20 protein-coding genes, 4 tRNA genes, 1 pseudogene and 1 riboswitch are annotated in these 22152 nt (G+C 69.6%); of the genes and pseudogenes, 8 read left to right on the top strand and 17 right to left on the bottom strand.

Going from position 1 to position 22152, the window contains the following annotated elements; translation table 11 throughout:
* Window positions 1-43: 43 nt before the first annotated feature.
* From ACHAAJ_RS00990 to msrB, 8 genes are all read right to left on the bottom strand, one after another.
* Entirely contained in the window at window positions 44-2179 is a 2136-nt protein-coding gene (locus ACHAAJ_RS00990) for a 3-hydroxyacyl-CoA dehydrogenase NAD-binding domain-containing protein (RefSeq protein ID WP_435725986.1), read from the bottom strand.
* Between the two features lie 2 nt (window positions 2180-2181).
* Window positions 2182-3423 carry a thiolase family protein gene (locus ACHAAJ_RS00995; RefSeq protein WP_435725987.1) on the bottom strand — a complete coding sequence of 414 codons (1242 nt, stop codon included), beginning with the start codon at window positions 3421-3423 and terminating at the stop codon, window positions 2182-2184.
* A gap of 84 nt (window positions 3424-3507) precedes the next feature.
* Window positions 3508-4770 (bottom strand): HRDC domain-containing protein, encoded by a 1263-nt coding sequence (locus tag ACHAAJ_RS01000; RefSeq protein ID WP_435725988.1) that lies wholly within the window; start codon window positions 4768-4770, stop codon window positions 3508-3510.
* A 22-nt stretch (window positions 4771-4792) separates the two neighbouring features.
* Window positions 4793-5401, bottom strand: coding sequence for a DUF3000 domain-containing protein (locus ACHAAJ_RS01005; RefSeq protein WP_435726222.1), 609 nt, complete (start codon window positions 5399-5401; stop codon window positions 4793-4795).
* A gap of 100 nt (window positions 5402-5501) precedes the next feature.
* Complete coding sequence (locus ACHAAJ_RS01010) at window positions 5502-6557, bottom strand: threonine aldolase family protein (RefSeq protein ID WP_435725989.1); 1056 nt, start codon at window positions 6555-6557, stop codon at window positions 5502-5504.
* A gap of 33 nt (window positions 6558-6590) precedes the next feature.
* A complete protein-coding gene (locus ACHAAJ_RS01015; protein ID WP_435725990.1) occupies window positions 6591-7367 on the bottom strand; it encodes an SDR family NAD(P)-dependent oxidoreductase in 777 nt (258 codons plus the stop codon).
* Complete coding sequence (locus tag ACHAAJ_RS01020; protein ID WP_435725991.1) at window positions 7364-8761, bottom strand: DUF6421 family protein; 1398 nt, start codon at window positions 8759-8761, stop codon at window positions 7364-7366. The genes ACHAAJ_RS01015 and ACHAAJ_RS01020 overlap by 4 nt, the downstream gene beginning before the upstream one ends.
* A gap of 182 nt (window positions 8762-8943) precedes the next feature.
* Entirely contained in the window at window positions 8944-9381 is a 438-nt protein-coding gene (gene msrB / locus ACHAAJ_RS01025; RefSeq protein ID WP_435725992.1) for a peptide-methionine (R)-S-oxide reductase MsrB, read from the bottom strand.
* A gap of 110 nt (window positions 9382-9491) precedes the next feature.
* On the opposite strand from msrB, the gene ACHAAJ_RS01030 reads away from it, so the two are divergent.
* Window positions 9492-10763: an alpha/beta hydrolase family protein gene (locus tag ACHAAJ_RS01030; protein WP_435725993.1), complete on the top strand. Its 1272-nt coding sequence runs from the start codon at window positions 9492-9494 to the stop codon at window positions 10761-10763.
* Between the two features lie 13 nt (window positions 10764-10776).
* On the opposite strand, the gene ybaK is transcribed toward ACHAAJ_RS01030, so the two are convergent.
* From ybaK to ACHAAJ_RS01045, 3 genes are read right to left on the bottom strand one after another with little or no spacing between them, the layout of a single operon-like run.
* Window positions 10777-11280 (bottom strand): Cys-tRNA(Pro) deacylase, encoded by a 504-nt coding sequence (ybaK, locus tag ACHAAJ_RS01035; protein ID WP_435725994.1) that lies wholly within the window; start codon window positions 11278-11280, stop codon window positions 10777-10779.
* A 24-nt stretch (window positions 11281-11304) separates the two neighbouring features.
* Window positions 11305-11754: a SufE family protein gene (locus ACHAAJ_RS01040; RefSeq protein ID WP_435725995.1), complete on the bottom strand. Its 450-nt coding sequence runs from the start codon at window positions 11752-11754 to the stop codon at window positions 11305-11307.
* The gene (locus ACHAAJ_RS01045) at window positions 11747-12664 is read right to left on the bottom strand and encodes a sulfurtransferase (protein ID WP_435725996.1); all 918 of its coding nucleotides are present in this window, start codon (window positions 12662-12664) and stop codon (window positions 11747-11749) included. The genes ACHAAJ_RS01040 and ACHAAJ_RS01045 overlap by 8 nt, the downstream gene beginning before the upstream one ends.
* A gap of 202 nt (window positions 12665-12866) precedes the next feature.
* On the opposite strand from ACHAAJ_RS01045, the gene zapE reads away from it, so the two are divergent.
* Window positions 12867-13907: a cell division protein ZapE gene (zapE, locus tag ACHAAJ_RS01050; protein ID WP_435725997.1), complete on the top strand. Its 1041-nt coding sequence runs from the start codon at window positions 12867-12869 to the stop codon at window positions 13905-13907.
* Here the strand turns inward: zapE and ACHAAJ_RS01055 are convergent.
* The 6 genes and pseudogenes from ACHAAJ_RS01055 to ACHAAJ_RS01075 all read right to left on the bottom strand — a co-directional run bounded on the left by ACHAAJ_RS01055 (window position 13826) and on the right by ACHAAJ_RS01075 (window position 15814).
* Entirely contained in the window at window positions 13826-14722 is an 897-nt protein-coding gene (locus tag ACHAAJ_RS01055) for a benzoate/H(+) symporter BenE family transporter (RefSeq protein ID WP_435725998.1), read from the bottom strand. The two genes, zapE and ACHAAJ_RS01055, sit on opposite strands and share 82 nt — an antisense overlap.
* Window positions 14723-14789: 67 nt before the next feature.
* A pseudogene (locus ACHAAJ_RS15655) lies at window positions 14790-14945 on the bottom strand (hypothetical protein); the annotation flags it as partial.
* 426 nt (window positions 14946-15371) lie between these two features.
* Window positions 15372-15445: transfer RNA gene (locus ACHAAJ_RS01060), tRNA-Gly, on the bottom strand.
* A 63-nt stretch (window positions 15446-15508) separates the two neighbouring features.
* A tRNA-Val gene (locus tag ACHAAJ_RS01065) sits at window positions 15509-15580 on the bottom strand.
* Between the two features lie 28 nt (window positions 15581-15608).
* Window positions 15609-15679: transfer RNA gene (locus tag ACHAAJ_RS01070), tRNA-Cys, on the bottom strand.
* A gap of 61 nt (window positions 15680-15740) precedes the next feature.
* A tRNA-Gly gene (locus ACHAAJ_RS01075) sits at window positions 15741-15814 on the bottom strand.
* A gap of 198 nt (window positions 15815-16012) precedes the next feature.
* Here ACHAAJ_RS01075 and ACHAAJ_RS01080 point away from each other — a divergent pair.
* The 6 genes from ACHAAJ_RS01080 to ribD all read left to right on the top strand — a co-directional run bounded on the left by ACHAAJ_RS01080 (window position 16013) and on the right by ribD (window position 22151).
* Entirely contained in the window at window positions 16013-16909 is an 897-nt protein-coding gene (locus ACHAAJ_RS01080) for a cytochrome (protein ID WP_435725999.1), read from the top strand.
* Window positions 16910-16997: 88 nt separating this feature from the next.
* Window positions 16998-17555: a peptide deformylase gene (gene def / locus ACHAAJ_RS01085; RefSeq protein ID WP_435726000.1), complete on the top strand. Its 558-nt coding sequence runs from the start codon at window positions 16998-17000 to the stop codon at window positions 17553-17555.
* Window positions 17552-18502, top strand: coding sequence for a methionyl-tRNA formyltransferase (gene fmt, locus ACHAAJ_RS01090; protein ID WP_435726001.1), 951 nt, complete (start codon window positions 17552-17554; stop codon window positions 18500-18502). Before def ends, fmt begins: the two co-directional genes overlap by 4 nt.
* Window positions 18499-20055 carry an RsmB/NOP family class I SAM-dependent RNA methyltransferase gene (locus ACHAAJ_RS01095; RefSeq protein WP_435726002.1) on the top strand — a complete coding sequence of 519 codons (1557 nt, stop codon included), beginning with the start codon at window positions 18499-18501 and terminating at the stop codon, window positions 20053-20055. The genes fmt and ACHAAJ_RS01095 overlap by 4 nt, the downstream gene beginning before the upstream one ends.
* Window positions 20056-20058: 3 nt before the next feature.
* A complete protein-coding gene (rpe, locus tag ACHAAJ_RS01100; RefSeq protein WP_435726003.1) occupies window positions 20059-20730 on the top strand; it encodes a ribulose-phosphate 3-epimerase in 672 nt (223 codons plus the stop codon).
* A gap of 20 nt (window positions 20731-20750) precedes the next feature.
* Window positions 20751-20881, top strand: a riboswitch (FMN riboswitch).
* Window positions 20882-21059: 178 nt separating this feature from the next.
* On the top strand, window positions 21060-22151 hold the full coding sequence (gene ribD / locus ACHAAJ_RS01105) for a bifunctional diaminohydroxyphosphoribosylaminopyrimidine deaminase/5-amino-6-(5-phosphoribosylamino)uracil reductase RibD (protein ID WP_435726004.1): 1092 nt from the start codon (window positions 21060-21062) through the stop codon (window positions 22149-22151).
* Window position 22152 lies beyond the last annotated feature (1 nt).

A 22152-nucleotide genomic window follows, 5' to 3' on the forward strand; every position in this document is an offset into this window, starting at 1 on the left:
CGGGCGTTTTGTGAAGCGCGAAGCACCACTAAGTTGCGCGCGCTCAAGCGGCGGGGTGGAACCTGCGGCCGTTGACCCGCTCCGAGGCCCCGACGCGATCGAGGTAGGGCGTGATCCCGCCCAAGTGCATGGGCCAGCCCGCACCCATGACCATACACAGGTCGATGTCCTCCGGCCCCGCAACCACGCCCTCGGCCAACATGAGTCCGATCTCCTCGGCCAAGGCATCCTGCGTGCGCCGCAGCAGTTCCTCAGAGGTGCTGGGCGAATCCCCGAAGGAGAGGACACCGAGCGTGGGCGCGGGGATGGCGACGGAGCCGTCATCCTTCTTCTCCCACAGTGATGTGATGCCGTTGTCGATGAGTTTTTGCTGGTTCGCCGAGACGCGGAAGCGCTCGCCGAACGCCCCGTTCAGGGATTCCATGACGTGCTGCGCCACGGGGACGCCGACCATCGCCAGGAGGTGGAACGGCGTCATCGGCAGGCCCATGGGCCGCAGCGCGCTGTCCGCGATGTCCGCCGGCGTGCCGTCGTCGAAGGCGTTGGACACCTCGCCCATCAAACGCAGCAGGATGCGGTTCACCACGAAGGCGGGGGCGTCCTTGACGAGCACCCCCGTCTTCTTCAGCTCCTTGGCCAGCGCGAAGGCGGTGGCGAGGACGGCGTCGTCCGTCTTGGGCGCCCGGACGATCTCGATCAGCGGCATCACGGCGACCGGGTTGAAGAAGTGGAAGCCGACGACCCGTTCGGGATGCGCCAGGTCCGCTGCCATCTCCGTCACGGAAAGCGAGGAGGTGTTGGTCGCGAGGATGCACTCGGGCGAAACCACGGCTTCGACCTCCGCGAACACCTGCTTTTTGACCGAGAGTTCCTCGAAGACCGCCTCGATCACCAGGTCCGCATCCGCGAACGCGGACTTCTCCACGGACCCGGTGACGAGGGCCTTGGTGCGGTTGGCGGCGTCGGGGGAGACGCGCTTCTTCGCCAGCAGCTTGTCCACCTCGCCGTGGATGTACGCCAGCCCGCGGTCCACGCGTGCCTGGTCGATGTCCGTGATGACCACGGGCACCTTGAGCGCCTTGGCGAACAACAGGGCGAACTGCCCCGCCATCAGGCCCGCGCCGACGACGCCGATCTTGCCCACCGGCCGCGCCAGTTTGCGGTCCGGCGCGCCGGCGGGCCGCTTCGAACGCTTCTGGACCAGGTCCAGGAACGCGTAGACGGTGTCGTGGAACTGCGGAGTCTGCATGAGGTCCGCCAATGCCCGGCATTCTAGCTCGGCGGACTCGCGGTGGGTGATCGTCTTGCCGGCCTCGAAGACCTCGAGTACCTTCGCCGGTGCCGGAGCCGCGTTGGAGGTCTTCGCGTCCACGAACGCCCGCGCCTTGGCGGCGGCGGCGTCCCACCGTGCGGCGACTGCGGGATCCGACGCCGGATCCGCGGCGTTGGCCCGCGCGACGTCGGTGCTTCCGTCGAGCACGGAAGCGGTCCAGGCGACGGAGCGCTCCACGAAGTCGGCCGGTTCGAACAGGGCATCGGCGATGCCGAGTTTGAACGCGGCGGGACCGTTGAGGGAGCGGTTGTTGTTCAGCGGGTTCTCGATCATGACGGTCAGGGCCGCCTCGGGACCGATCAGGCGGGGGAGCCGGTAGACGCCGCCCCATCCGGGGACGAGGCCGATGAACGCCTCGGGCAACCCGATGCCGTTGGCTCCGGTGGACACCGTCCGGTAGTTCGCGGCCAGCGCGATCTCGAGCCCGCCGCCGAGCGCCACGCCGTTGATGAACGCGAAGGTGGGCACGCCCAGGTCGGCGAGGAGGTCGTAGGCGGCGTGGCCGAGTTCGGCCATCAGGCGGCCATGTGCGGGATCCTTCAGGCTCTTGACGGCGGAGAGGTCGGCGCCGGCCACGAGGAAGTACGGCTTGCCGGTGATGGCCAGGGCATCGATCTCCCCGGCCGCGGCGCGGACCTTCTGGGCCTCCAGCGTTTGGCCGAACTCCACGAGCGTCCGCGGTCCGAGGGTGGTGGGCTTGGAGTGGTCCAGGCCGTTGTCGAGGGTGACGAGGGCCAGTGTGCGGCCGCCCGGGAGCGCGACGTCGGCGACGAGGGAGTGGGTGACGACCTCGTCCGGCACCAGTGCGGTGAGCGGCTCGAAGCGCCCGAAGTTTTCCTGCGCCATGGCTAGGCGTCCTTTCCGTAGTCTGCGTGGTGGGGGTTCTCCCAGATGACGGTGCCGCCCATGCCGAGGCCGATGCACATGGTGGTGAGCCCGAAGCGGACGGAAGGGTCCTGCTCGAACTGCCGCGCCAGCTGCGTCATCAGCCGCACGCCCGAGGACGCCAGAGGGTGCCCGACGGCGATCGCCCCGCCATAGCGGTTGACGCGGGGATCGTCGTCGGCGATGCCGAAGTGGTCCAGGAAGGACAGCACCTGCACGGCGAACGCCTCGTTGATCTCGAACAGTCCGATGTCGTCGATGCCGAGCCCGGCCTGGGCCAGTGCCTTCTGAGTGGAAGGGACGGGACCGATGCCCATCACCTGCGGTTCGACGCCGGCGAACGCGTACGCGACCAACCGCATCCTGACGGGCAGGCCCAGCTCCTCGGCGGCGTCGGCGGACGCCAGCAGCGCCGCCGTCGCGCCGTCGTTGAGGCCCGCCGCGTTGCCGGCAGTCACCCGGCCGTGCGCGCGGAACGGTGTTCGGAGGCCGGAGAGGTCCGCCTCGGTGGTTCCGGGGCGCGGGGGCTCGTCCGTGCTGTGGACCCGCCAGCCTTCGCCGGGGCGCCGGGCGGCCACGGGGACGAGGTCCGGCTGGATGCTCCCGGCGTCGTACGCGGCGGCCAGCTTGGCCTGGCTGGCCACCGCGTAGCGGTCGGTGCGTTCGCGCGTGATTGCGGGGAAGCGATCGTGGAGGTTCTCGGCCGTGTTGCCCATGTTCAGGGCGGCGGGGTCGACGAGGCGCTCGGAGAGGAAACGCGGGTTCGGATCGGCGCCCTCGCCCATCGGGTGGTTGCCCATGTGCTCCACGCCGCCGGCGACGGCGACGTCGTAGGCGCCGAAGGCAATCGAACCGGCCATGGCGGTCACCGCCGTCATTGCGCCGGCGCACATGCGGTCGATCGCGTAGCCGGGGACGCTCTGCGGAAGGCCCGCGAGGAGCGCCGCGGTCCGGCCAATTGTCAGGCCCTGGTCGCCTGTCTGGGTCGTGGCGGCGATGGCGACCTCGTCGATGCGCTCGGCGGGCAGGGACGGGTTGCGCCGCATCAAGTCGCGGATGCACTTGACGACCAGGTCGTCGGCGCGCGTTCCATGGTAGATGCCCTTCTCTCCGGCCCTGCCGTACGGTGTCCGGACGCCGTCGACGAAGACGACGTCGCGGACCTGGCGCGAACGGTTGAGCGGACGGGTTGGGGTGGGGTTCACCGGGTGCTCCTTCGGCGGGTGGGTGTGATCCACCCCATACGTTACTGTGCAGTAACTTCCTGTGCAACCAAGCTCGCCAACCAGCTACGGCAACGGGTCGGGGTCCAGGAACGCGACCGTCAGGATCGGCGCGGTGATCTCGATCTGCCACGGCCGGGCGCCGAGGTCCGACAGTGCCGCGGCGATGGATTCGGGTTCGACCGGCGACGGCGGCCGCCAGCACAGGCGACGCAGGTAGTCCGGAGTCAGCAGGTTCTCCACCGGCATGTCGAGGGACTCGGCGGCCCGGGCGACCCGGGGCTTGGCCGTGTTCAGGCGTTGGGCCGCCGCCGGATCCTTGTCCGCCCAGGTGCGCGGCGGGGGCGGCGAGTTCGACTGCAGGTGCAGCGGCGGAAGCTGGTCCTCGGCACGGGCCTGCTGGAGGCAACGCAACCAACGCGGTGCCTCCTTGCCGGCGGCACGCCCGTGGAAGCCCGGGGTCTTCAGTAGCTGCGGGACGGTGGTGGGCATGGCCTTGGCCGCGGCGATGAGGGCGGCATCGGGAATGAGGCGCCCGGGGGCGACGTCCCGGTTTTCGGCCAGCGACTCGCGCTCCTGCCAGAGCTCCCGCACCGCCGCCAACTGGCGGCGGTCGCGCAGCTGGTGGAGTCCGGACGTTCGGCGCCACGGATCCACGCGCGGGGCGGCCGGTGCCGCGGAGCGGATGGCCTCGAATTCCTCGTGGGCGATCGCGAGCTTCCCCCCGTCCTCGAGGAGCCGGATCAGCTCGACCCGCAGCTCGGTGAGGACCTCGACGTCCAGCGCCGCGTAGCGCAGCCACGGTTCGGGGAGCGGGCGGGTGGACCAGTCGGCCGCCGAGTGCTCCTTGGCCAGCGACAGGCCGAGGAGCGCTTCGACGACGGCGCCGAGCCCCACGCGCGGCAGGCCCGCCAGCCGTGCGGCCAGTTCGGTGTCGAACAGCGAGTCGGGGCGCATCCCGACCGCCTCCAGGCACGGCAGGTCCTGGGTGGAGGCGTGGAGGATCCATTCGACGCCGGAGAGCGCCTCGTTGATGACGCCGAGGTCCTCGAACGGCTCGGGGTCGATCAGCCAGGTTCCTGCGCCTTCGCGGCGGATCTGCACGAGGAAGGCGCGTTGGCCGTAGCGGAAGCCGGAGGCGCGCTCCGCGTCCACCGCGGCGGGCCCCGTTCCGGCCGCAATGGCCGCCGCCGCACGGGCCAGGCCGGAGGGCGTGTTGATCACCAGCGGCACGCCGTCCCGCGGTTCCGTGAGCGGAACCGCCGTTGGCTCCGTTGGCTCGTCGATGGCGTCTTCGGCTGGGCTGGTGTCGGTGTTCGCGCTCGTCATGGTGCCTATGAGTCTAGTCGGCTCACGAGCGGCGGCGTCGGGGCAGCGCCGTCACGCCGGGCGGAAGCGGCGGGAGCCCGGCGAACGTGCACACCATGTCCATCCACGCCTCGAGGTGGGCGGTGACGTCCGGCGCGGACGGCGTCCACGACGCGCGCAGTTCGATGTCGATGGTCTCGGGGCGTTCTCCGAGACTGCCGAAGCTCTCGGACAGCACGCGAGTCGCGGTCCCGCCGGCCTGGGTGTGGCCGGCCGCGTGGTCGTCCAGGGCCTCGACCAGCCAGGTCCACGCGACGGACCCGAGCATGGCGTCGTTGCCCATGTCCGCGTCCAGCTGGGCGCGGATGTAGGTGACGATCCTGAAGTTCCCCTGCCATACCGCGGAGCCGGCCGGGTCGTGGAGGAGGATGAAGCGCCCGGTCGCCAACTCGTCGTCGTTCTCGCCCGCGGCGGAATCGGCCAGGGCCGCGGCCGCCGGGCCGTGCGGGGGCCGGGCGAACGCCGCGGCCGGATCGAACACCTCGGCCGAGAGCGCCACGGCGAACGGCGCGAGCCGCGACGGTGCGGGTATCTCCTCTAGCCGGACCTCGGATCTGCCCTGCGCCCGCCGAAGCGAGGAGAGGGCGTTCATGAAGTCCGGCGGAACCGTTGAAAGGTCGCCAAGTGCGGTCACGTTCCCGAGTCTAGGACGCGGGCGGCGGCCCCGTCCCGCGGCACGCCGGGGCAACGCTTCAGGCCGCGGACATTTCCCGTCGGATGGCGTCGACGAACGCGTCCACGTCCTCCTCGGTCGTGTCGAACGAGCACATCCAGCGCACCTCGGAGTTGGACGCGTCCCAATCGTAGAACCGGAACGTCTCGCGCACCCGGTCCGCGACGGCACGCGGCAGCTTCGCGAACACCGCGTTGGACTGCACGGGCTGGGTGACATCGACGCCGTCGATGTCCCGGACGGCCGCGTGCAGGCGGGCGGCCATGGCGTTGGCGTGCGACGCGGACCGCAGCCACAGGTCTCCGCCGTAGAGGGCGACGAACTGCGCGGAGAGGAAGCGCATCTTCGAGGACAGCTGCATGTTCATCTTCCGGAGGTACGTCAGGCCGGTGGATGCCTCGGGGTCGAGCACCACCACGGCCTCGCCGAACATCAGCCCGTTTTTGGTCCCTCCGAAGCTGAGGATGTCGACGCCGGCGTCGGACGTGAACGCGCCGAGCGGCTCGCCGAGCGCGGCCGCGGCGTTGGACAGCCGGGCACCGTCGACGTGGAGCCGCATGCCCAGCGAGTGGGCGTGGTCTGCGATGGCGCGGATCTCGGCGGCCGAGTAGACCGTGCCCAGCTCCGTGGACTGCGTGATGGACACGGCCAGCGGCTGGGCGCGGTGCTCGTCGCCCCACCCCCAGGCCTCGCGGTCGATGAGCTCGGGCGTCAGTTTTCCGTCGTCGGTCGGGACGGACAGGAGCTTCATGCCCCCGACCCGCTCCGGCGCGCCGTTCTCGTCGACGTTGATGTGCGCCGTCTGGGCGCACACCACCGCTCCCCAGCGCGGCAGCAGCGATTGCAGGGCGGTGACGTTCGCGCCCGTGCCGTTGAAGACAGGAAACGCTTCGGCGGATGCCCCGAAGTGGGTGCGCACCACGTCCTGCAGGCGCGCGGTGTATTCGTCCTCGCCATAGGAGATCTGGTGGCCGCCGTTGGCGTTGGCGAGGGCCTGGAGGATTTCCGGGTGGACGCCGGAGTAGTTGTCCGAGGCGAAGCCGCGGGTGGTGATGTCGTGCAGGGAGGTGCTCACGTTAATCCTTGGTTCGGGGTCGGGCGGTGGGGACTAGTTCTCGGCGTGGGGAACCGTGGGGGATTCCTCCGGGACCAGGTAGAGCCGGGCCCCGTTGACCAGCGCCGCGTCGGCCTCGAACAGGCCCACGACGGCGGTGCCGAAGTCGGCGACGTCCGTGAAGCCGTCGAAGGTCTTGTCCGGCTCCGCTCGGCGCGCGGCCTCGTCCACGAAGGCCTTGATGACGAAGGCCGCCGCGGCGGAGTGCTGCGGGACGGGCTCGGCGCTCTTGCCCGCCTGCGCCGCATTGAAACCGGCGGCCACGGCGCGCGTCCACGCCTCCGCCGCTGCCTTGGCCGTCGCGTAGTTGGCCCCGGAGGCGGTCGGTCGGTCCACGGCCGTGGCGGAAACGATCGCTAGGCGCCCGCGGGGCGAGTGCGCAAGGTCGTCGTAGAAGGCTCGCGAGGTGTTGCGCAGGGTGGTCAGGACGTTCCGGTGCAGGAAGTCCCAATCGCCGTCGGACTGCCCTGCGATGCCCTTGCCGCCGCGCCAGCCACCGACCAGGTGCACCAGCCCGTCGATCCTGCCGTGCGTGGCGTGGACGTCCGCGGCAAGCCGCGAGACCGCCGGCGGGTCGGCGAGGTCGCAGACCAGGCGTCCGGCGGTGAACGGCAGTCGCCCATCCAGGCGCCCGGCATCGGTGCCGACCGCCAGGACCGTCGCTCCGGCGTCGTGCAGGGCATGGGCGGCCGCGACTCCGGCGGCACTGGTGGCACCGGCCACCAGGACCGTCGTGCCGCGCAGTCGGGAGGTTCCAGGCGCTTCCGTCATGCCGCCGAGTCTAGTTCGTGGGGAGCGGCGGTGCCCGTGATTCCCACGGTGGATTCGATGACCGGCTGCATTTTCCGGGACAGGGCCTCGTAGAACATGGACAGGGGGAATTCGTCGTCCATGACCTGGTTGGTCATCTCGCGCAGCGGTTCGGTCAACGGAAGGGCCGCTTTGCCAAGCGCCCAGACGGAGGCCGGGTGCGGCTCCACCGTCCCGGAGACGAGTTCGTAGGCGGCGATCCAGTGCGCCAGCTTGGGACGGTCGATGGAGCGCCAGTAGAGCCGGTCGATGGCCTCGCCGAGGGCGCTCACGACGTCGGGGACGTGGGCCCAGTCGATCGTGAGCCTGGTGTCGGTCCAGTGCAGGACGTGGTGCTGGTGCATCCACGCGAACAGCAGCTGACCGCCAAGCCCGTCGTAGTTGCGCACGCGCGTGCCGGTGATGGCGAAGCGGAAGATGCGGTCGAAGATGATGGCGTACTGCACCAGTTTGGCGTGTCGGCGGGCGTCGTCCCCGGCCGTCTCGTCCGCCTCGATGCGCACGGACTCACGGAACGCCGTCAGGTCGCAGCGCAGCTCCTCGAGTGTGTAGAGGAAGAACGGCATCCGCTGCTTGATCATGAAAGGGTCGAAGGGCAGGTCACCGCGCATGTGGGTGCGGTCGTGGATGAGATCCCACATGATGAAGGTTTCCTCGGCCAGGGTCTGGTCCGTCAGGAGCTCGGCGGCGTCCCGTGGCAGGTCGAGGCGGGTAATGGACGCGGCCGCGTCGACGACGCGACGGTAGCGGGCGGCCTCGCGGTCCTGGAAGATGGCGCCCCAAGTGAACGCCGGTGTCTCGCGCAGGGACACGGATTCCGGGAAGAGGACCGCGGAATTGGTGTCGTAGCCCGGGGTGAAGTCGAGGAAACGCAGTGGGACGAACAGCTTGTTCGAGTAGGCGCCTGCCTCCAGCTCCGCGATGAAGTCGGGCCAGATGACCTGCACCAGAACGGCCTCCACGTAGCGGTTCGACGATCCGTTCTGGGTGTACATGGGGAAAACGACGAGGTGGCGCAGTCCGTCGACGCGGTGCAGCTGGGGGCGGAACGCCACCAGCGAGTCGAGGAAGTCCGGCACGCCGAAACCGCCGTCGGACCATTTCCGGAAGTCGCGGGCCAGCAGGTCCAGGTATTCGGCGTCGTGGGGGAAGGCCGGGGCTAGGTCCCCGATGGCGGCGACAATCGCGTCGGCCAGACCCGCAGCGAGAGCGAGGTCCGCGGGATCGGCCAGGGAGCCGTCCTTTGCCTGGACCGTTTGGAAGCGGGTGGCCGCGGACTTGAGCGCCAGCCAGCTGGGGTGGGAGACCAGGGCGGCGGAATCCGTGGCCGCTGCGGCGATGGCGGTCTGGGTCATGACGGTGCACCTTCTTTCCGGGGATGCCGTTCGGGGAACGGCGGCTACTGGGTTATGGCCCCAGCGTAGCTTTTGGAAAGAATCGCTGATTGAAAATCAGGCTAAGCGTAAGTAAATTGATTGCTTGCGCTCGCGGTGTCCGGACCCAGCCCCAGCAGGGGCGGGGAACGGGCGCGGTGCCGTTATTCCGCGCCGGCCGCCCGGAGAGTCAGCGACACGGAATTGATGCAGTAGCGCTGGTCCGTGGGGTTGCCGTAGCCCTCGCCCTCGAAGACGTGGCCGAGGTGGGAATCGCAGTTCGCGCACCGGACCTCGATGCGCTCCATGCCCAACTCGGTGTCCCGCAGGTAGCGGACCCGTTCCTCCGCCAGTGGCGCCCAGAAGGACGGCCAACCGCAATGCGCATCGAATTTCCGCTCGCTCTCGAAAAGCTCGGATCCGCACGCCCGGCAGGCATAGACGCCCTCGTCGCGGCTGTCCCAATACCGCCCCGTGAACGGACGCTCGGTCCCGGCCTGGCGCAGGACGCGGTACTCCTCCGCGGAGAGTTCCTTGCGCCACTCCTCATCTGGCTTGGAGACGGGGAAGGGACTCTGGGTGCTTTCGTCGTTGTTGCTCACGTGGTGGACAACGAACGAGGCGCCCGCTCCATTCCCGGCGGGTCCGCCCGCGCGGCCCCCGCTCGGAGGGGCGGTTGGCCGTGCGGGCGCGATGTTGCGATGATGGGCCCATGCGCATCGACACGGCATCCCACCTTTCCCACGGCGGAGCACGGGCGCCCATGCTCCGCTGGGGACTCCTCGGCGCCGGAGTCGGCCTCGGGGCAGGGTCACTCCTGGCCGGAAGCGTGTCCGCGCTCGCCGGATACTTCGCCCGCCAGGTCGTCACCCCCTCGCGGGCACACGCGGAGGACGTGGCCATCCTGGCCGTGGTCCAGACGCCGTCGGGGCTCGAGGTCATTCTTCCGGCGACCGCTCAGACCACGGTCGCCGGAACCTATTCGCTCTTCTTCGACGGCGGACGGGGACATGCGCGCATCGGCGGCATCACCTCGTTCACGCCGGCCGAGGGCACCATCGCACGACGCGTCGAACACGTCTATTCGGGCAATCTGGCCACGGCGGTCCGCGGCCGTTGGTCCGGCGTCGTCTATTCGGCGCCCTCGGACGTTGGATTCGAGGCGACCGACGTCGATGTCGCGGTCGAAGCGGGGTCCGCACCCGCGTGGCTGGTTCCGGGCACGCACCGCGCCGGCACCTGGGCCGTGATGGTCCACGGCCGGGGCGCGGACCGGACCGAGGCGCTACGGGCCATCCCCGCTGTCGTCGGGCAGGGCCTGACGGCCATGCTCGTTTCCTACCGGAACGACGGCCTGGCCCCGGCCGCCACGGACAAGCGCTATGGGCTCGGCACCACGGAATGGCGCGATGTGGAAGCGGCCATCGACTATGCACTCGCCCACGGCGCGCGCGACATCGTGCTGTTCGGCTGGTCCATGGGTGGCGCCATCGCCCTTCAAGTGGCCGACAAGTCCCGCCATCGGCGGCGCATCCAGGCGCTGGTCCTCGACGGCCCGGTCGTGGACTGGATCGACGTCCTGGGCCACCACGCGCGCGTGAACCGGATCCCGGCGTCCGTCGGCCGCCTGGGCCAATGGATGTTGTCCAACGGCGCGGGACGCCGGATCACCGGACTGGCCGCGCCGGTCAACCTCAAGGATCTCAACTGGGTGTCCAGGGCGGACCACCTGCGCGTCCCCACGCTGATCCTGCACAGCGAGGACGACGACTTCGTGCCCGTTGGACCCTCCGCTGAAATCGCGGAGCTCAACCCGGCCATGGTCACGTTCGTCCGCTTCACTCAGGCGCGCCACACCCACGAGTGGAACGTCGATCCCGACCGCTGGGAGTTGACGGTTGCCCACTGGCTCAGTGGCGTGATGGACGCGCCGCATCCGGGCGGCGCCCCACTACCGCCTTCGGCTGAGCGCCCCGAGCGGTAACGCCGGGGAATCCTCAGCGGGAGGCGATCGGCGCCGTGGACCCCGACGAGAGGGCCAGCAGGGTGGCGGGCGATAGCTCGATTTCCAGCCCCCGGCGCCCTCCGGAGACGAACACCGTGGCGTGCGTCAGCACGGATTCGTCGACGACGGTCGGACTGGCGTGCCGCTGCCCGAGCGGGGAGATGCCGCCGCGGACATAGCCGGTGCGTCGCTCCGCGACGGCGGGTTCGGCCATCTCCACCTTCTTGACGCCGAGTGCTGCGGCCAGTGCCTTGAGGTCCAGTGTCCCGTCGACCGGCACGACGCCGACGGCCAGCGCCGATGCACCCGTGACGACGAGGAGGGTCTTGAAGACCCGGGCCGGGGACACCCCGAGCGCAGCCGCGGCCTCGGGGCCGAAGGCGGCGTCGCCGGAAGCGGAATAGTGGCGCAGGGCGTACCGGGCGCAGGCCGCGTCCAGCGCCGAGATGGCGGGCGTGCCGCCATGGTGTCCTGCCGGAGCGTGTCTTTTGGCCACGTCGGACAACCGCCCCTCGGCGTCTTAGAGGACGGGGCCCACGGCCTCGCGGACCTGCCGTTTGATCCGGCCCAGCATTGCCGTCATGCCGCGCATCCGCAAAGGGGTGATGGCCCGCGTCAGGCCCAGCTGGTTGGGCATGTCGTCGGGCACCGCGAGGACGTCGGCGGCCGGCAGGCCGTCCAGCCCCTTGTGCAGGACGCCGGCGAACCCGCGCGTGGTTGGAGCCTCGCGCGGGGCAGAGAAGAAGAGGCTCACCGGTCGGTCGGGACCGTCTCCCACCTCCAGGGTCAGGAAGATGGGGGACTGGCACTCCACCACCTGTTCGAGCAGCTCGGGGTGGTCCGACAGCCGCGCGGGCAACTCGGGGAGATTGTCCGAGAATTCGAGCAGGAGCTCGAGTCGTTCGGGCTCGGCCAGGGCGGAGAAATCGTCGACGATCTCCGCGAGGGCCGCGGGCAGGGCGCTATCCATGCTGGGACACCCGGGCCGCGGGCGCGCTGCCGGCGTCGGCTCCCTTGACGATGGGGACACGCACGGCGTTGCCCCATTCGGTCCAAGAGCCGTCGTAGTTGCGCACCGTCTCGAAGCCCAGCAGGTACTTGAGCACAAACCACGTGTGGCTCGAGCGCTCGCCGATCCGGCAGTAGGCCACCACGTTGTCCCCGGGCTTCAGGCCAGCCTCGTCCAGATAGATCTCCTCCAGCTCCGCGCGGGTCCGGAACGATCCGTCTTCGGCAGCGGCGCGCGCCCACGGCACGGAGGCCGCCGACGGGATGTGCCCGCCGCGCAGCGCACCCTCCTCGGGGTAGGCGGGCATGTGGGTCCGCTCACCGGTGTATTCGTCGGGGGAACGGACATCGATCATGGGGTTGCCGAAGTGCTCGAGGACATCCGGCAGGAACGCGCGGATCGGCGCGTCGTTGCGTTCGGCCACAGGGTAGTCGATGCGGGAGGGGGCGGGCTTCTCACGGGTCAGCTCCCGACCCTCGGAGATCCACTTGTCGCGTCCTCCGTCCAGCAGCCGCACATCCTCGTGGCCGAACAGCGTGAAGACCCAGAGTGCGTACGCCGCCCACCAGTTGCTCTTGTCGCCGTAGATGACGACCGTCGTGTCCCGGGTGATGCCGCGCGAGCCCAGAAGTTCCGCGAACTGCTCGCCCTGCACGAAGTCGCGCGTCACCTCGTCGTTCAGGTCGGTGTGCCAGTCGATCTTCAGGGCACCGGGGATATGGCCCGTCGCATAGAGCAGGACGTCCTCGTCCGACTCGAGCACCACGAGCGATTCGTCGCCGAGGTGCGCGGCCAGCCATTCCGTGGAGACCAGGCGCTCGGGGTGTGCGTAGTCGGAGAACTTGGGGTTGCTGTCTACTGCGATTGGCATGTCCATCCTCTGTTCGTTCGGGAAGTCGTCCTGCCGTTCAGCCTATCGGGATGGCCCGGTGCCGGACCGGCATCGGAGCCATCGGGTGCCACATTTCGCCGATGGCTTGATGCGTTACGTCGGGACGGCTCGAAGCGGGGCGTAAAATCGCTGTGGCGCTCCGAGTGCGCCGCAACCGACACCTAAGGAACCAACGCACCCCGTGGCCCCGATCCAGCACCTGACCCACCGGACCCCCCAAGTGACGCCTGACCAACTGTTGTCCGGCTTCCACCCGTCCCACCGTTTCGGAGAGGTCTCCTTCGACAGCTACCGCCCGGATCCGGCCCAGCCCTCGCAGGCAGGGGCGGTACAGCGCCTCCGGGAATTCTCGGAGGGCGTGGGCGCCGGTTCGGGCGGACTCCTCGGACGGTTGTTCGGCGGCAAGAAGAAGAACACCAAGTCCGGGATCTACCTCGACGGTGGTTTCGGCGTCGGCAAGACGCACCTTCTCGCGTCGCTGTGGCACGCGGTTCCCGGGCCGAAGGCCTTCGGGACATTCGTGGAGTACACCAACCTCGTGGGCGCCCTGTCCTTCCGGAAGACCGTAGAGGTTCTCAGCGGCTACAAGTTGGTCTGCATCGACGAGTTCGAACTGGACGACCCCGGCGACACCGTCCTGATGTCGCGGCTGATGCGTGAACTCTCCGACGCCGGCGTTCGGCTGGCGGCGACGTCGAACACCCTTCCCGGTTCGCTGGGTGACGGTCGGTTCGCCGCGGTCGACTTCCAACGCGAGATCCAAGTGCTGGCGGACCAGTTCGATGTGGTGCGCATCGACGGCGAAGACTACCGGCACCGCGGCCTGCCCGACGCGCCGGAGCCGATCGCCGACGACCGCCTGCGCGAGCACGCCGCGGAGCGGTACGGCGGCAGGGTCATGGCGGTCGACTCGTTTCCGGAGCTGGTCCAACACCTTTCCAGCGTCCACCCGAGCCGGTACCGGCAACTGCTCGAGGGCATTGACGTGTTGGTGCTGCACAACGTGCACACCATCACCGAACAGGCCCTGGCCCTGCGGTTCGTCGTGCTGGCCGACCGGCTCTACGACAAGGACGTTCCGATCGTCGCGAGCGGCGCGCCCTTCAGCCAGCTGTTCACGGACGAAATGCTGGCCGGCGGCTACATGAAGAAGTACTTCCGCGCAGTCTCCAGGCTGACGGCCTTGGCGCGCGAGGGACAGCAGGGCGAACAGCTGGTGTAGCGGTCCCGCAGGGGCGCTGGATCCGCCAGCGCCATGGACGCGGCATTTCCGAGCGTCCCAAGGAGCGCCAGACCGGCGGCCGCGGCCAGCGCGGCAACGGCCGCGGAGACCGTCCCCAGCAGCAGGTAGACGACGCCGGAGGAGACCGCCGCTACCCACCGGCGGCCGCGGTCGGCGCCGGCTTCCTCGCCCGCGGCGAGTGCGGCGGATATGGCTGCGAGATTGACGGCGTGACCGCCGAACACCGAAGCCGCAATCGTTCCCGCCCCCGTTGCGAGCATGGACGCCGACCACGGGGCGCGGTAGCCGAAGCCTGCCAGCACCGTCATGCCGGGGACGTTTTGCGAGGCCATGGTGACGATGAACAGCGGCAGCGCGATCCCGGCCATCGCCTGCAGCGTGAACACCGGCGCAGTGAACTCGAAGCGCGGCAACGCGCTTGCGGGGAGCCCGACGCCGGACGCGGCGCTGGAATAGCCGACGACCGCCAACGTGACCAGCATGGCGACGGGAACGGCCCACCGAGGGTGCCACCTCATCGTCACCAGCCACGCCAGGACGGCCGGCGCGGCCTGCCAAGGCACGGTCGCCGGAGCGGCGAATGGTGCCAGACAGAGCTCGAAGAGCACTCCGCCGAGGATGGCCTGGGCCAGCGGGACCGGAACGGCCGCCACGAGACGTCCCAGGGCTGGAACCGCCCCCTTGACTGCGATCAGCAAGCCACACACGAGGAATGCTCCGACGGCTTCGTTCCATCCGAGGGAGAGTCCGCCCGCGGTCGCGAGCAGTGCGGCTCCCGGTGTCGACCACGCCATGGTGAGGGGGAAGCCTTGTTGACCAGGCCAAGGCGATCCTGCAGACGGCCAAGGCGACGAGCAGCGCCAACAGGCCGGACGCGGCCTGATCGTCTGTTGCGCCGACTGCCCGCAGCCCCGCAAGCACGACGGCGAACGACGACGCGAAGCCGACGAGCGCCGTCACGAAGCCGGCAACGATGGGCTGGCCATCGCGCAGGGCCATTTCTCGAAGTCTGCGCATGCTCGGTGGGGACTCCTTCCGGTCGGCGTACGACCGGACGGTCCGCACAGGAACCCGTGCTTCCACGGGCCCAGCTTAACGCGAGTGGGTGCCGGTCCCGCCTCACGGCGGTACCGACACCCACTTTGCCGCACTCTGGGCGGGCTGGCGTCCGTGGACGCCCGAGATGTCTAGGCGGGGGGATTGCCCCTGAGCGTTTCCGCTCTTCGGCCGGCCGGTTCGCCGGCCCCGCCCCTGAGTTTCTCGGCCTTGCCCTTGAGCTCGTCATATGCGGTCAAGTGGCACCTCCCTTCACTCGGGGAGCCAGAAGTGCTCCCGCCTGCAACCATCTTATTCGGTGTGAGCCTGGCCACAAGAGCCCAAGGGGCGCAGGCGCAAAAAAGCCCCGACCGTGGGCCGGGGCTTTTTTGTGTCATGCAGAATCGGAGCGGACAACGGGATTCGAACCCGCGACCTCCACCTTGGCAAGGTGGCGCTCTAGCCAGCTGAGCTATGTCCGCCTGCGTGCCGGGACATTTTGGGTCTCAACACAAAAGAATCTCCGCCGGGGCGGAGATTCCTCGTGGGCGATACTGGGATCGAACCAGTGACCTCTTCCGTGTCAGGGAAGCGCGCTACCGCTGCGCCAATCGCCCTTGTCAGGGTGCAATCCTACTGTATGCGAGGTGGGGACGGGATTCGAACCCGCGTGGACGGCTTTGCAGGCCGCTGCCTAGCCACTCGGCCACCCCACCATATCCTGGAACGGTGACCCGAACCCGGTTGCCGACAAGTCGACCTCTACAGAGTAATGCGAGCGGACAACGGGATTCGAACCCGCGACCTCCACCTTGGCAAGGTGGCGCTCTAGCCAGCTGAGCTATGTCCGCATGATGAAAAATCTGCCCGAAACCGGCTTGTTTCCTTGCCCGTTCCCGTGCTTTCCAACGAGTAAAAACTCTATACGACGTTTCGCCGTTCCTCCAAATCGACGGATTCCGGAGCGTGTCGGCGTTGGTTTCGATCGGGTTCACGCGTCCCCCTTGGGCGGATCCAAACCGTCGGCGGGGCGTGCCAGAATCGATGTCATGACGTCACCGGCTCTCGCCCACCAGACCTCCTTCGGCCGCATGTACTCCCGCCGCACCGGCGGCCTCCCGGAGGTGCCCTCGATCACCACGGTCATCGGGCAGGCGGCCTCCGGCATGGACGGCTGGATCGGACACATGGCCGCCACCGCGGTCGTGCAGGACGCCCGCCTGGCCGATTCCGTGGGGAGCCCCGCGAAACTACGGACAGTGGCCCGCGACGCCTCCAGCGCGGCCGAGACTTTCCGCGACGCCGCTGCCCGGAGAGGGGATCGCGTGCATGGGTACTGCGAACAGGTGGCGCTGCGCGCCCTCGGCAAGCCGCACGCGGCCGCCGAACACCGGGCGAGTCTGGAGGAGCACGGCGAGGGCGCCTTCGCGGCGCGCTTCGACGATTGGTGGGACGAGTACCGGGTGGTCCCCTTGGCCGCCGAAGTGACCGTGTGGAACCACCAGGTCGGCTATGCCGGCACGCTGGACCTGGTGGCGGAAATCGGAGGACGGCTCTGTCTGGTCGACTACAAGACCAAAGGCACCGGACGGGACGGGCGCGTCAAGCAACTCGACCCCAAGGTGGTGATGCAGCTCGCGGCAGGCTACAAGGCCGAGGAAATGGTGGTCGATGCGGAGACGGGCACCTGGGAACCTTGGAAATACGGGGCGGACCCGATGCTGCTGGGCGTAGCCATCGGGGAAACGGAGGTGGCTTCGATGATGGCGAACCCGGCGGTGCTGCCCGCCTATTGGAAGCGATTTTGGGCCCTCCGGCAGGTGTGGGAGGCCAACATGAAGGTCGAAGACGCGGGAATCGCACTGCGTCCCATCGGCCCCCCGCCGCAGGCCGCTCCCGCGGCCGACGCCGTGGCCGCCCCGCCGGCGGGAGCCGCCGGACAGTAGAATGGCAGGGCACCGCGACCCCACGGGGGCGCGGCGAAGGGATCCAGAGCACATTGCCGGTACGGCCGGCGGGAGGAGTTCACGCCCCATGGCGGTCTTGGGAATTCGAATTGTCGGCGATCCGGTCCTGAGGACGGCGGCCGAGCCCGTGACGGACTTCGGTCCCGAGTTGCGCAGGCTGGTGCGGGACATGGACGAAACCATGGAGAACGTGGAGGGCGCCGGACTCGCGGCGCCGCAGATCGGCGTCGGACTGCGCGTCTTCACCTTCCAGATAGCGGGTCGCCGCGGTCACATCGTCAATCCGGTTCTGGAACTCAGCGAAGATTTCCAGGACGACCATGTCGAGGGCTGCCTGTCCATCCCGGGCCTCGGATACCCCGTCCGGCGCCGACGGTGGACGCGCGCCACCGGCCTCGACGCGGACGGCAACGAGGTGGTCGTCGAGGGCGAAGGCATGCTCGCACGCTGCCTCCAACACGAGACCGACCATCTCGACGGCGTCCTCTACATCGATCGGCTCGCGGGCGAGGACAAGAAGGACGCCCTGCGGCGCATCCGCCGCGCCAACTACAACGACGTCGCCGGCGCCACCGTCGCCTCCCGCGGCAAATCCGTCGGATCCAGCTTCGGGATCAGCCTGTGAGGGTCCTGTTCGCCGGCACGCCGGCGGTTGCGGTCCCGTCGCTGGACCGCCTGCTAAAGGACGGGTTCGACGTCGTCGCGGTCCTCACGCGAGAGGACGCGCCCCAGGGGCGCAAGCGCATCCCCGCACCGTCGCCCGTGGCTGCGCGCGCGGAGGAACTCGGCCTTCCGGTGATTCGAGCCAACCGCATCGACGCCGTCGCCCAGGACGCCATCCGGGCCGCCGCGCCCGATGTGGCGGCGATCGTTGCCTACGGCGGCCTGGTGCCTCCCGCCGCCTTGTCCATCCCGCCGGCCGGATGGATCAACCTCCACTTCTCGCTCCTTCCGGCCTGGCGCGGGGCCGCTCCGGTCCAACACGCGGTCATCAACGGCGACGAGATCACCGGTGCCGTGACTTTCCAGTTGGAGGAGGGCCTGGACACGGGTCCGGTTTTCGGGACCCTGACCGAGACAATCCTCCCCGGCGACACCTCGGGGGCGCTGTTGGAACGCCTGTCCCACAGTGGCGGCGTCCTCTTGGCGCAGACCCTGGCGGGTGTGCGGGACGGGCGGTTGACGGCCGTACCCCAATCGGGAGAAGTCACCCACGCGCCGAAACTGCGCCTGGAGGACGGGCACGTTGACTGGTCGCAACCGGCTCTGGCCATCCGGCGGCGCATCAACGGGACAACACCCGAACCGGGCGCATGGACCGGGTGGAAGGGGCAGCGCTTCAAGCTCGGGCCGGTGCGCCCTGAACCCGGGGAGAAGGACCTCGCGCCCGGCGAGATCCGGGTTCTTCCCGGGAAACAGCCGGTGGTGTTCGTCGGCACTGGATCGCATGCCGTCCGGTTGGGAACCGTACAGCCGGCGGGCAGGAAACCCATGGCCGCCGCCGAATGGGCGCGCGGATTCGAAAGCGCCCCACTGGATGGCGAAACGGCAACGAAGGTGGAATTCGAATGAGCGAACAACCGCGTGGACGCGACCGGCAGGGAGCCGGAGCCGACCGCCAGCGCCGCAACGAGCAGGGGCGCGAGCGAAACCGGGGCGGTGGCGCCGAACGCCGGTTCAGCGACGCGGCGCCGTCGGCGCGCAAGCGTGTGGCGGATCCGGCCCGGCTGACGGCCTTCGAGGTGCTGCGTGCCGTCTCGGCGGAGGATGCCTACGCGAACCTCGTGTTGCCGGCGCGCATCAGGGAACGTGGACTGGACCGCCGGGACGCCGGTTTCGCCACCGAGCTCGCATACGGGGCGCTGCGCGGACAGGGGCTCTACGACGCGGTGCTCGCCCGCTGTGTCGACCGGCCCCTGGACCAATTGGATCCCGCCATCCTCGATGCCCTGCGCATCGGGGCTCATCAGGTGCTGGCCATGCGCGTGCCCACGCACGCGGCCCTCGACGAGACGGTGTCCTTGGCCCGGGCCGTGATCGGAGCGGGACCCTCCGGCCTCGTGAACGCCGTCTTGCGCAAGGTCACCGCCCACGACCTGGAGAATTGGACCGCGATCCTGCTGGAGGGAGTCGAAGACCAGGCGGCCCGCGACGCGTTGGCCCACAGCCATCCCGAGTGGATCGTGCGTGCGTTGCGCCAATCGCTCGTCGCGCACGGCCGCCCGGCGGAGGAGATCACCGAGCTGCTCGAGGCCGACAACCTGGCGCCCGTGGTAAACCTTGTTGCTCTGCCCGGGCTGGGCAACCTCGATGAGGCCTTCGAGAACGGGGCCGAGCCCGGAGAACTGGCACCCGATTCGGCGTACTACGCGGCCGGCGACGTGTCCCGGTTGCGCTCGGTGAAGTCCGGAACCACCCGAGTGCAGGACGCCGGGTCGCAACTCGTGGCGCGCGCCCTGGCGGAACAGCCGATCGAGGGACGCGACACGGATTGGCTGGACCTCTGCGCGGGCCCGGGTGGCAAAGCGTCCCTGCTGGCCGCACTCGCTGCCGAACGCGGGGCCGAGCTCACCGCCAACGAGCCGGCCCCACACCGGGCCGAGCTGGTCCGCCACGCCATGGCCGCCGTGCCCCGGGACGCGTGGGCCGTGGTCGTCGGCGACGGCCGGCGGTACTCCGGGGTTCCCGCCGACGAACGGTTCGACCGGATCATCGTCGACGCTCCGTGCAGCGGCCTCGGCGCCCTGCGCCGGCGACCGGAGTCCCGCTGGAGGAAGACGCCCCGCGACATCGCCGAGCTGACGATCCTCCAGGGTGAGTTGCTCGATGCCGCTCTCGCCGCCGTGCGCCCTGGGGGAGTGGTGGCCTATGCGACGTGTTCGCCGCACCCGGCGGAAACCGTGGCCGTGGTGGAAGACGCACTGCGCCGCCACCCCGACGCGCGACTTCTGGACACCGGGGCCGCGATCGAACGCGTGAGCATCGCGGAGGTCGCGGCCGCGCAGTCCCTGGGCGACGGCACAACGGTGCAGTTGTGGCCGCACGTCCACCGCACCGATGCCATGTTCCTGGCACTGATCACCATCGACGAGCCGGGCGCCGCGCCGGCGGAAACGAAAGGCTGACCGATGAAAGACTGCCGGATCCACCCGAGCATCCTCTCGGCCGACTTCGCCAACCTCGAATCTGAGCTGGCGCGCATCCACACCGCCGACGCGGTCCACGTCGACGTCATGGACAACCACTTCGTGCCCAACCTGACGCTGGGACTGCCGATCGTCAAGCGGCTGGCCGAGGCGAGCCGACTGCCACTCGACGTCCACCTGATGATCGAGGACGCGGACCGTTGGGCACCGGACTACGCAGAGGCGGGCGCGGCCTCCGTGACATTCCATGCCGAGGCCTCGTCGGCGCCGGTGCGATTGGCGCGCGAACTGCGCGGTCTGGGCACGCGGGCCGCCATGGCCCTGCGACCGGCGACGCCGGTGGAACCGTACCTGGACATGCTGCCCGAACTCGACATGTTGCTGCTGATGACGGTCGAACCGGGATTCGGCGGGCAGGCCTTCCTGGAGATCGTGCTGCCGAAGATCCGGCGGGCGCGGGCGGCCATCGACGGCACAGGCCTTCCCATCGCCCTCCAGGTGGACGGGGGGATCACCCGCGAGACGATCCTGCGGGCGGCCGACGCCGGCGCGGACGTCTTCGTCGCCGGATCCAGCGTGTACGGAACCGGAGATCCGGCCGCGGCCGTCGACACATTGCGCAACGTCGTGGCATCGGGCGACGCGGCCGTATGATTTAATCGTCAAACACAACTACACGTGCTCCGGGGTCGGTGTAAGTCCGAACCGGCGGTTATAGTCCGCGACCCAAACCGCTTCGGCGGGATGGTTGAATCGGTGAAATTCCGATACCGACAGTTAAAGTCTGGATGAGAGAAGCACGTACAAAGTAGGTTCGCTGGTTTCGGCGCACCCCTCTCTGGGGACGCCGGCCATCCGCGCCGAACTGTCGTATCCCCCGGAGCCGCCGCGGCTCAACGAGGAGGAACGATGGACCCCCAGCGGTGGCTCACACAATTTTCCATTCCCCAGGCGCACACCGTCGGCCCCCTGGGCGCGCACTGATGGCGGAGCAGGCCGAGACGACAGCGATGGCCGCCGCGCTGGAGGCCGCGAGACGGGGCCCCCGTGGCGCGAACCCGCTGGTGGGAGCCGTGATCCTCGACGCCGACGGACGCGTTCGCGCCACCGGACACCACGCCGGAGCGGGCACGCCCCACGCCGAGGCCGCCGCGCTGGCCGCGCTCGGCACCGTTCCCCGGGACGAAGCGGTACGCCTGACGATGTTCGTCACGCTCGAGCCGTGCAACCACACGGGCCGGACGGGTCCCTGCGCACAGGCCATCGTCGATGCCGGAATCGGCCGCGTCGTGTACGCGACGGCCGACGGCACGGACAGGGCATCGGGCGGGGCCCATCGCCTCCGCGCGGCCGGCGTCGACGTCCGGCAAGGCCCGCTCGGCGCCCCGGCGCGCGAATTGAACCACCGCTGGTTCGCCGCACGCGCGGCCGGCCGGCCCTTCACCACCTTGCATCTCGCGCAAACGCTCGACGGACGCATCGCCGCGGCGGACGGGTCCAGCCAGTGGATCACCGGGGCGGCGGCGCGCGCTCACAGCCACGGCGTCCGGGCCGCCGCCGAGGCCATCATCGCCGGAACCGGGACCGTGCTCGCCGACAATCCGCGCCTCACCGCGCGCAACCCCGACGGCACGCCGGCCGCCAGACAGCCGCTGCGCGTCATCATGGGGAACCGGGACGTGCCTGCGGACGCGGCCGTCTGCGGAGACGGGAACTGGCGACACCTCCGTACCCACGACCCGGCCGCGGCGCTGCGTGACCTCGCGGCCTCCGGAATCGACCACGCCATGGTGGAGGGCGGATCGTCCATCGCCACCGCCTTCCTCTCCGCTGATCTCGTGGACGAACTGTGGCTCTACCAGGCACCGCTTCTGCTCGGCTCCGGCCGCAACGCCGTCGGGGACCTAGGGATCGGTACCCTTTCGTCGGCGCGGCGCCTCCGCCTCGACGCCACGGGGGGACCGTCCCACCAGCTTTTGGGGGACGACGTCGTCCTCCACCTCGAGCCCTTGCCCCACCAGGAGGCGGACTCGCCCGCACATACCGCGCCCGACGGCGCGGAAGGAAGGAACTAGG

Origin of the sequence: Arthrobacter arnarulunnguaqae, assembly GCF_051262515.1 — a bacterium.
In the GTDB taxonomy this organism is placed as follows: Bacteria; Actinomycetota; Actinomycetes; order Actinomycetales; family Micrococcaceae; genus Arthrobacter_N.

Excerpts from the sequence above, each read along its gene's own strand:
- ACHAAJ_RS01080 (WP_435725999.1), top strand. The coding sequence starts at position 16,013 with ATGACGTCACCGGCTCTCGCCCACCAGACCTCCTTCGGCCGCATGTAC.
- ACHAAJ_RS01005 (WP_435726222.1), bottom strand. The coding sequence starts at position 5,401 with ATGAACGCCCTCTCCTCGCTTCGGCGGGCGCAGGGCAGATCCGAGGTC.
- ACHAAJ_RS01015 (WP_435725990.1), bottom strand. The coding sequence starts at position 7,367 with ATGACGGAAGCGCCTGGAACCTCCCGACTGCGCGGCACGACGGTCCTG.
- def (WP_435726000.1), top strand. The coding sequence starts at position 16,998 with ATGGCGGTCTTGGGAATTCGAATTGTCGGCGATCCGGTCCTGAGGACG.
- rpe (WP_435726003.1), top strand. The coding sequence starts at position 20,059 with ATGAAAGACTGCCGGATCCACCCGAGCATCCTCTCGGCCGACTTCGCC.
- ACHAAJ_RS01095 (WP_435726002.1), top strand. The coding sequence starts at position 18,499 with ATGAGCGAACAACCGCGTGGACGCGACCGGCAGGGAGCCGGAGCCGAC.
- ACHAAJ_RS01030 (WP_435725993.1), top strand. The coding sequence starts at position 9,492 with ATGCGCATCGACACGGCATCCCACCTTTCCCACGGCGGAGCACGGGCG.
- ACHAAJ_RS01020 (WP_435725991.1), bottom strand. The coding sequence starts at position 8,761 with ATGACCCAGACCGCCATCGCCGCAGCGGCCACGGATTCCGCCGCCCTG.
- ACHAAJ_RS01040 (WP_435725995.1), bottom strand. The coding sequence starts at position 11,754 with ATGGATAGCGCCCTGCCCGCGGCCCTCGCGGAGATCGTCGACGATTTC.
- ACHAAJ_RS00990 (WP_435725986.1), bottom strand. The coding sequence starts at position 2,179 with ATGGCGCAGGAAAACTTCGGGCGCTTCGAGCCGCTCACCGCACTGGTG.
- ACHAAJ_RS01045 (WP_435725996.1), bottom strand. The coding sequence starts at position 12,664 with ATGCCAATCGCAGTAGACAGCAACCCCAAGTTCTCCGACTACGCACAC.
- ACHAAJ_RS01000 (WP_435725988.1), bottom strand. The coding sequence starts at position 4,770 with ATGACGAGCGCGAACACCGACACCAGCCCAGCCGAAGACGCCATCGAC.
- ACHAAJ_RS01055 (WP_435725998.1), bottom strand. The coding sequence starts at position 14,722 with ATGGCGTGGTCGACACCGGGAGCCGCACTGCTCGCGACCGCGGGCGGA.
- ribD (WP_435726004.1), top strand. The coding sequence starts at position 21,060 with ATGGCGGAGCAGGCCGAGACGACAGCGATGGCCGCCGCGCTGGAGGCC.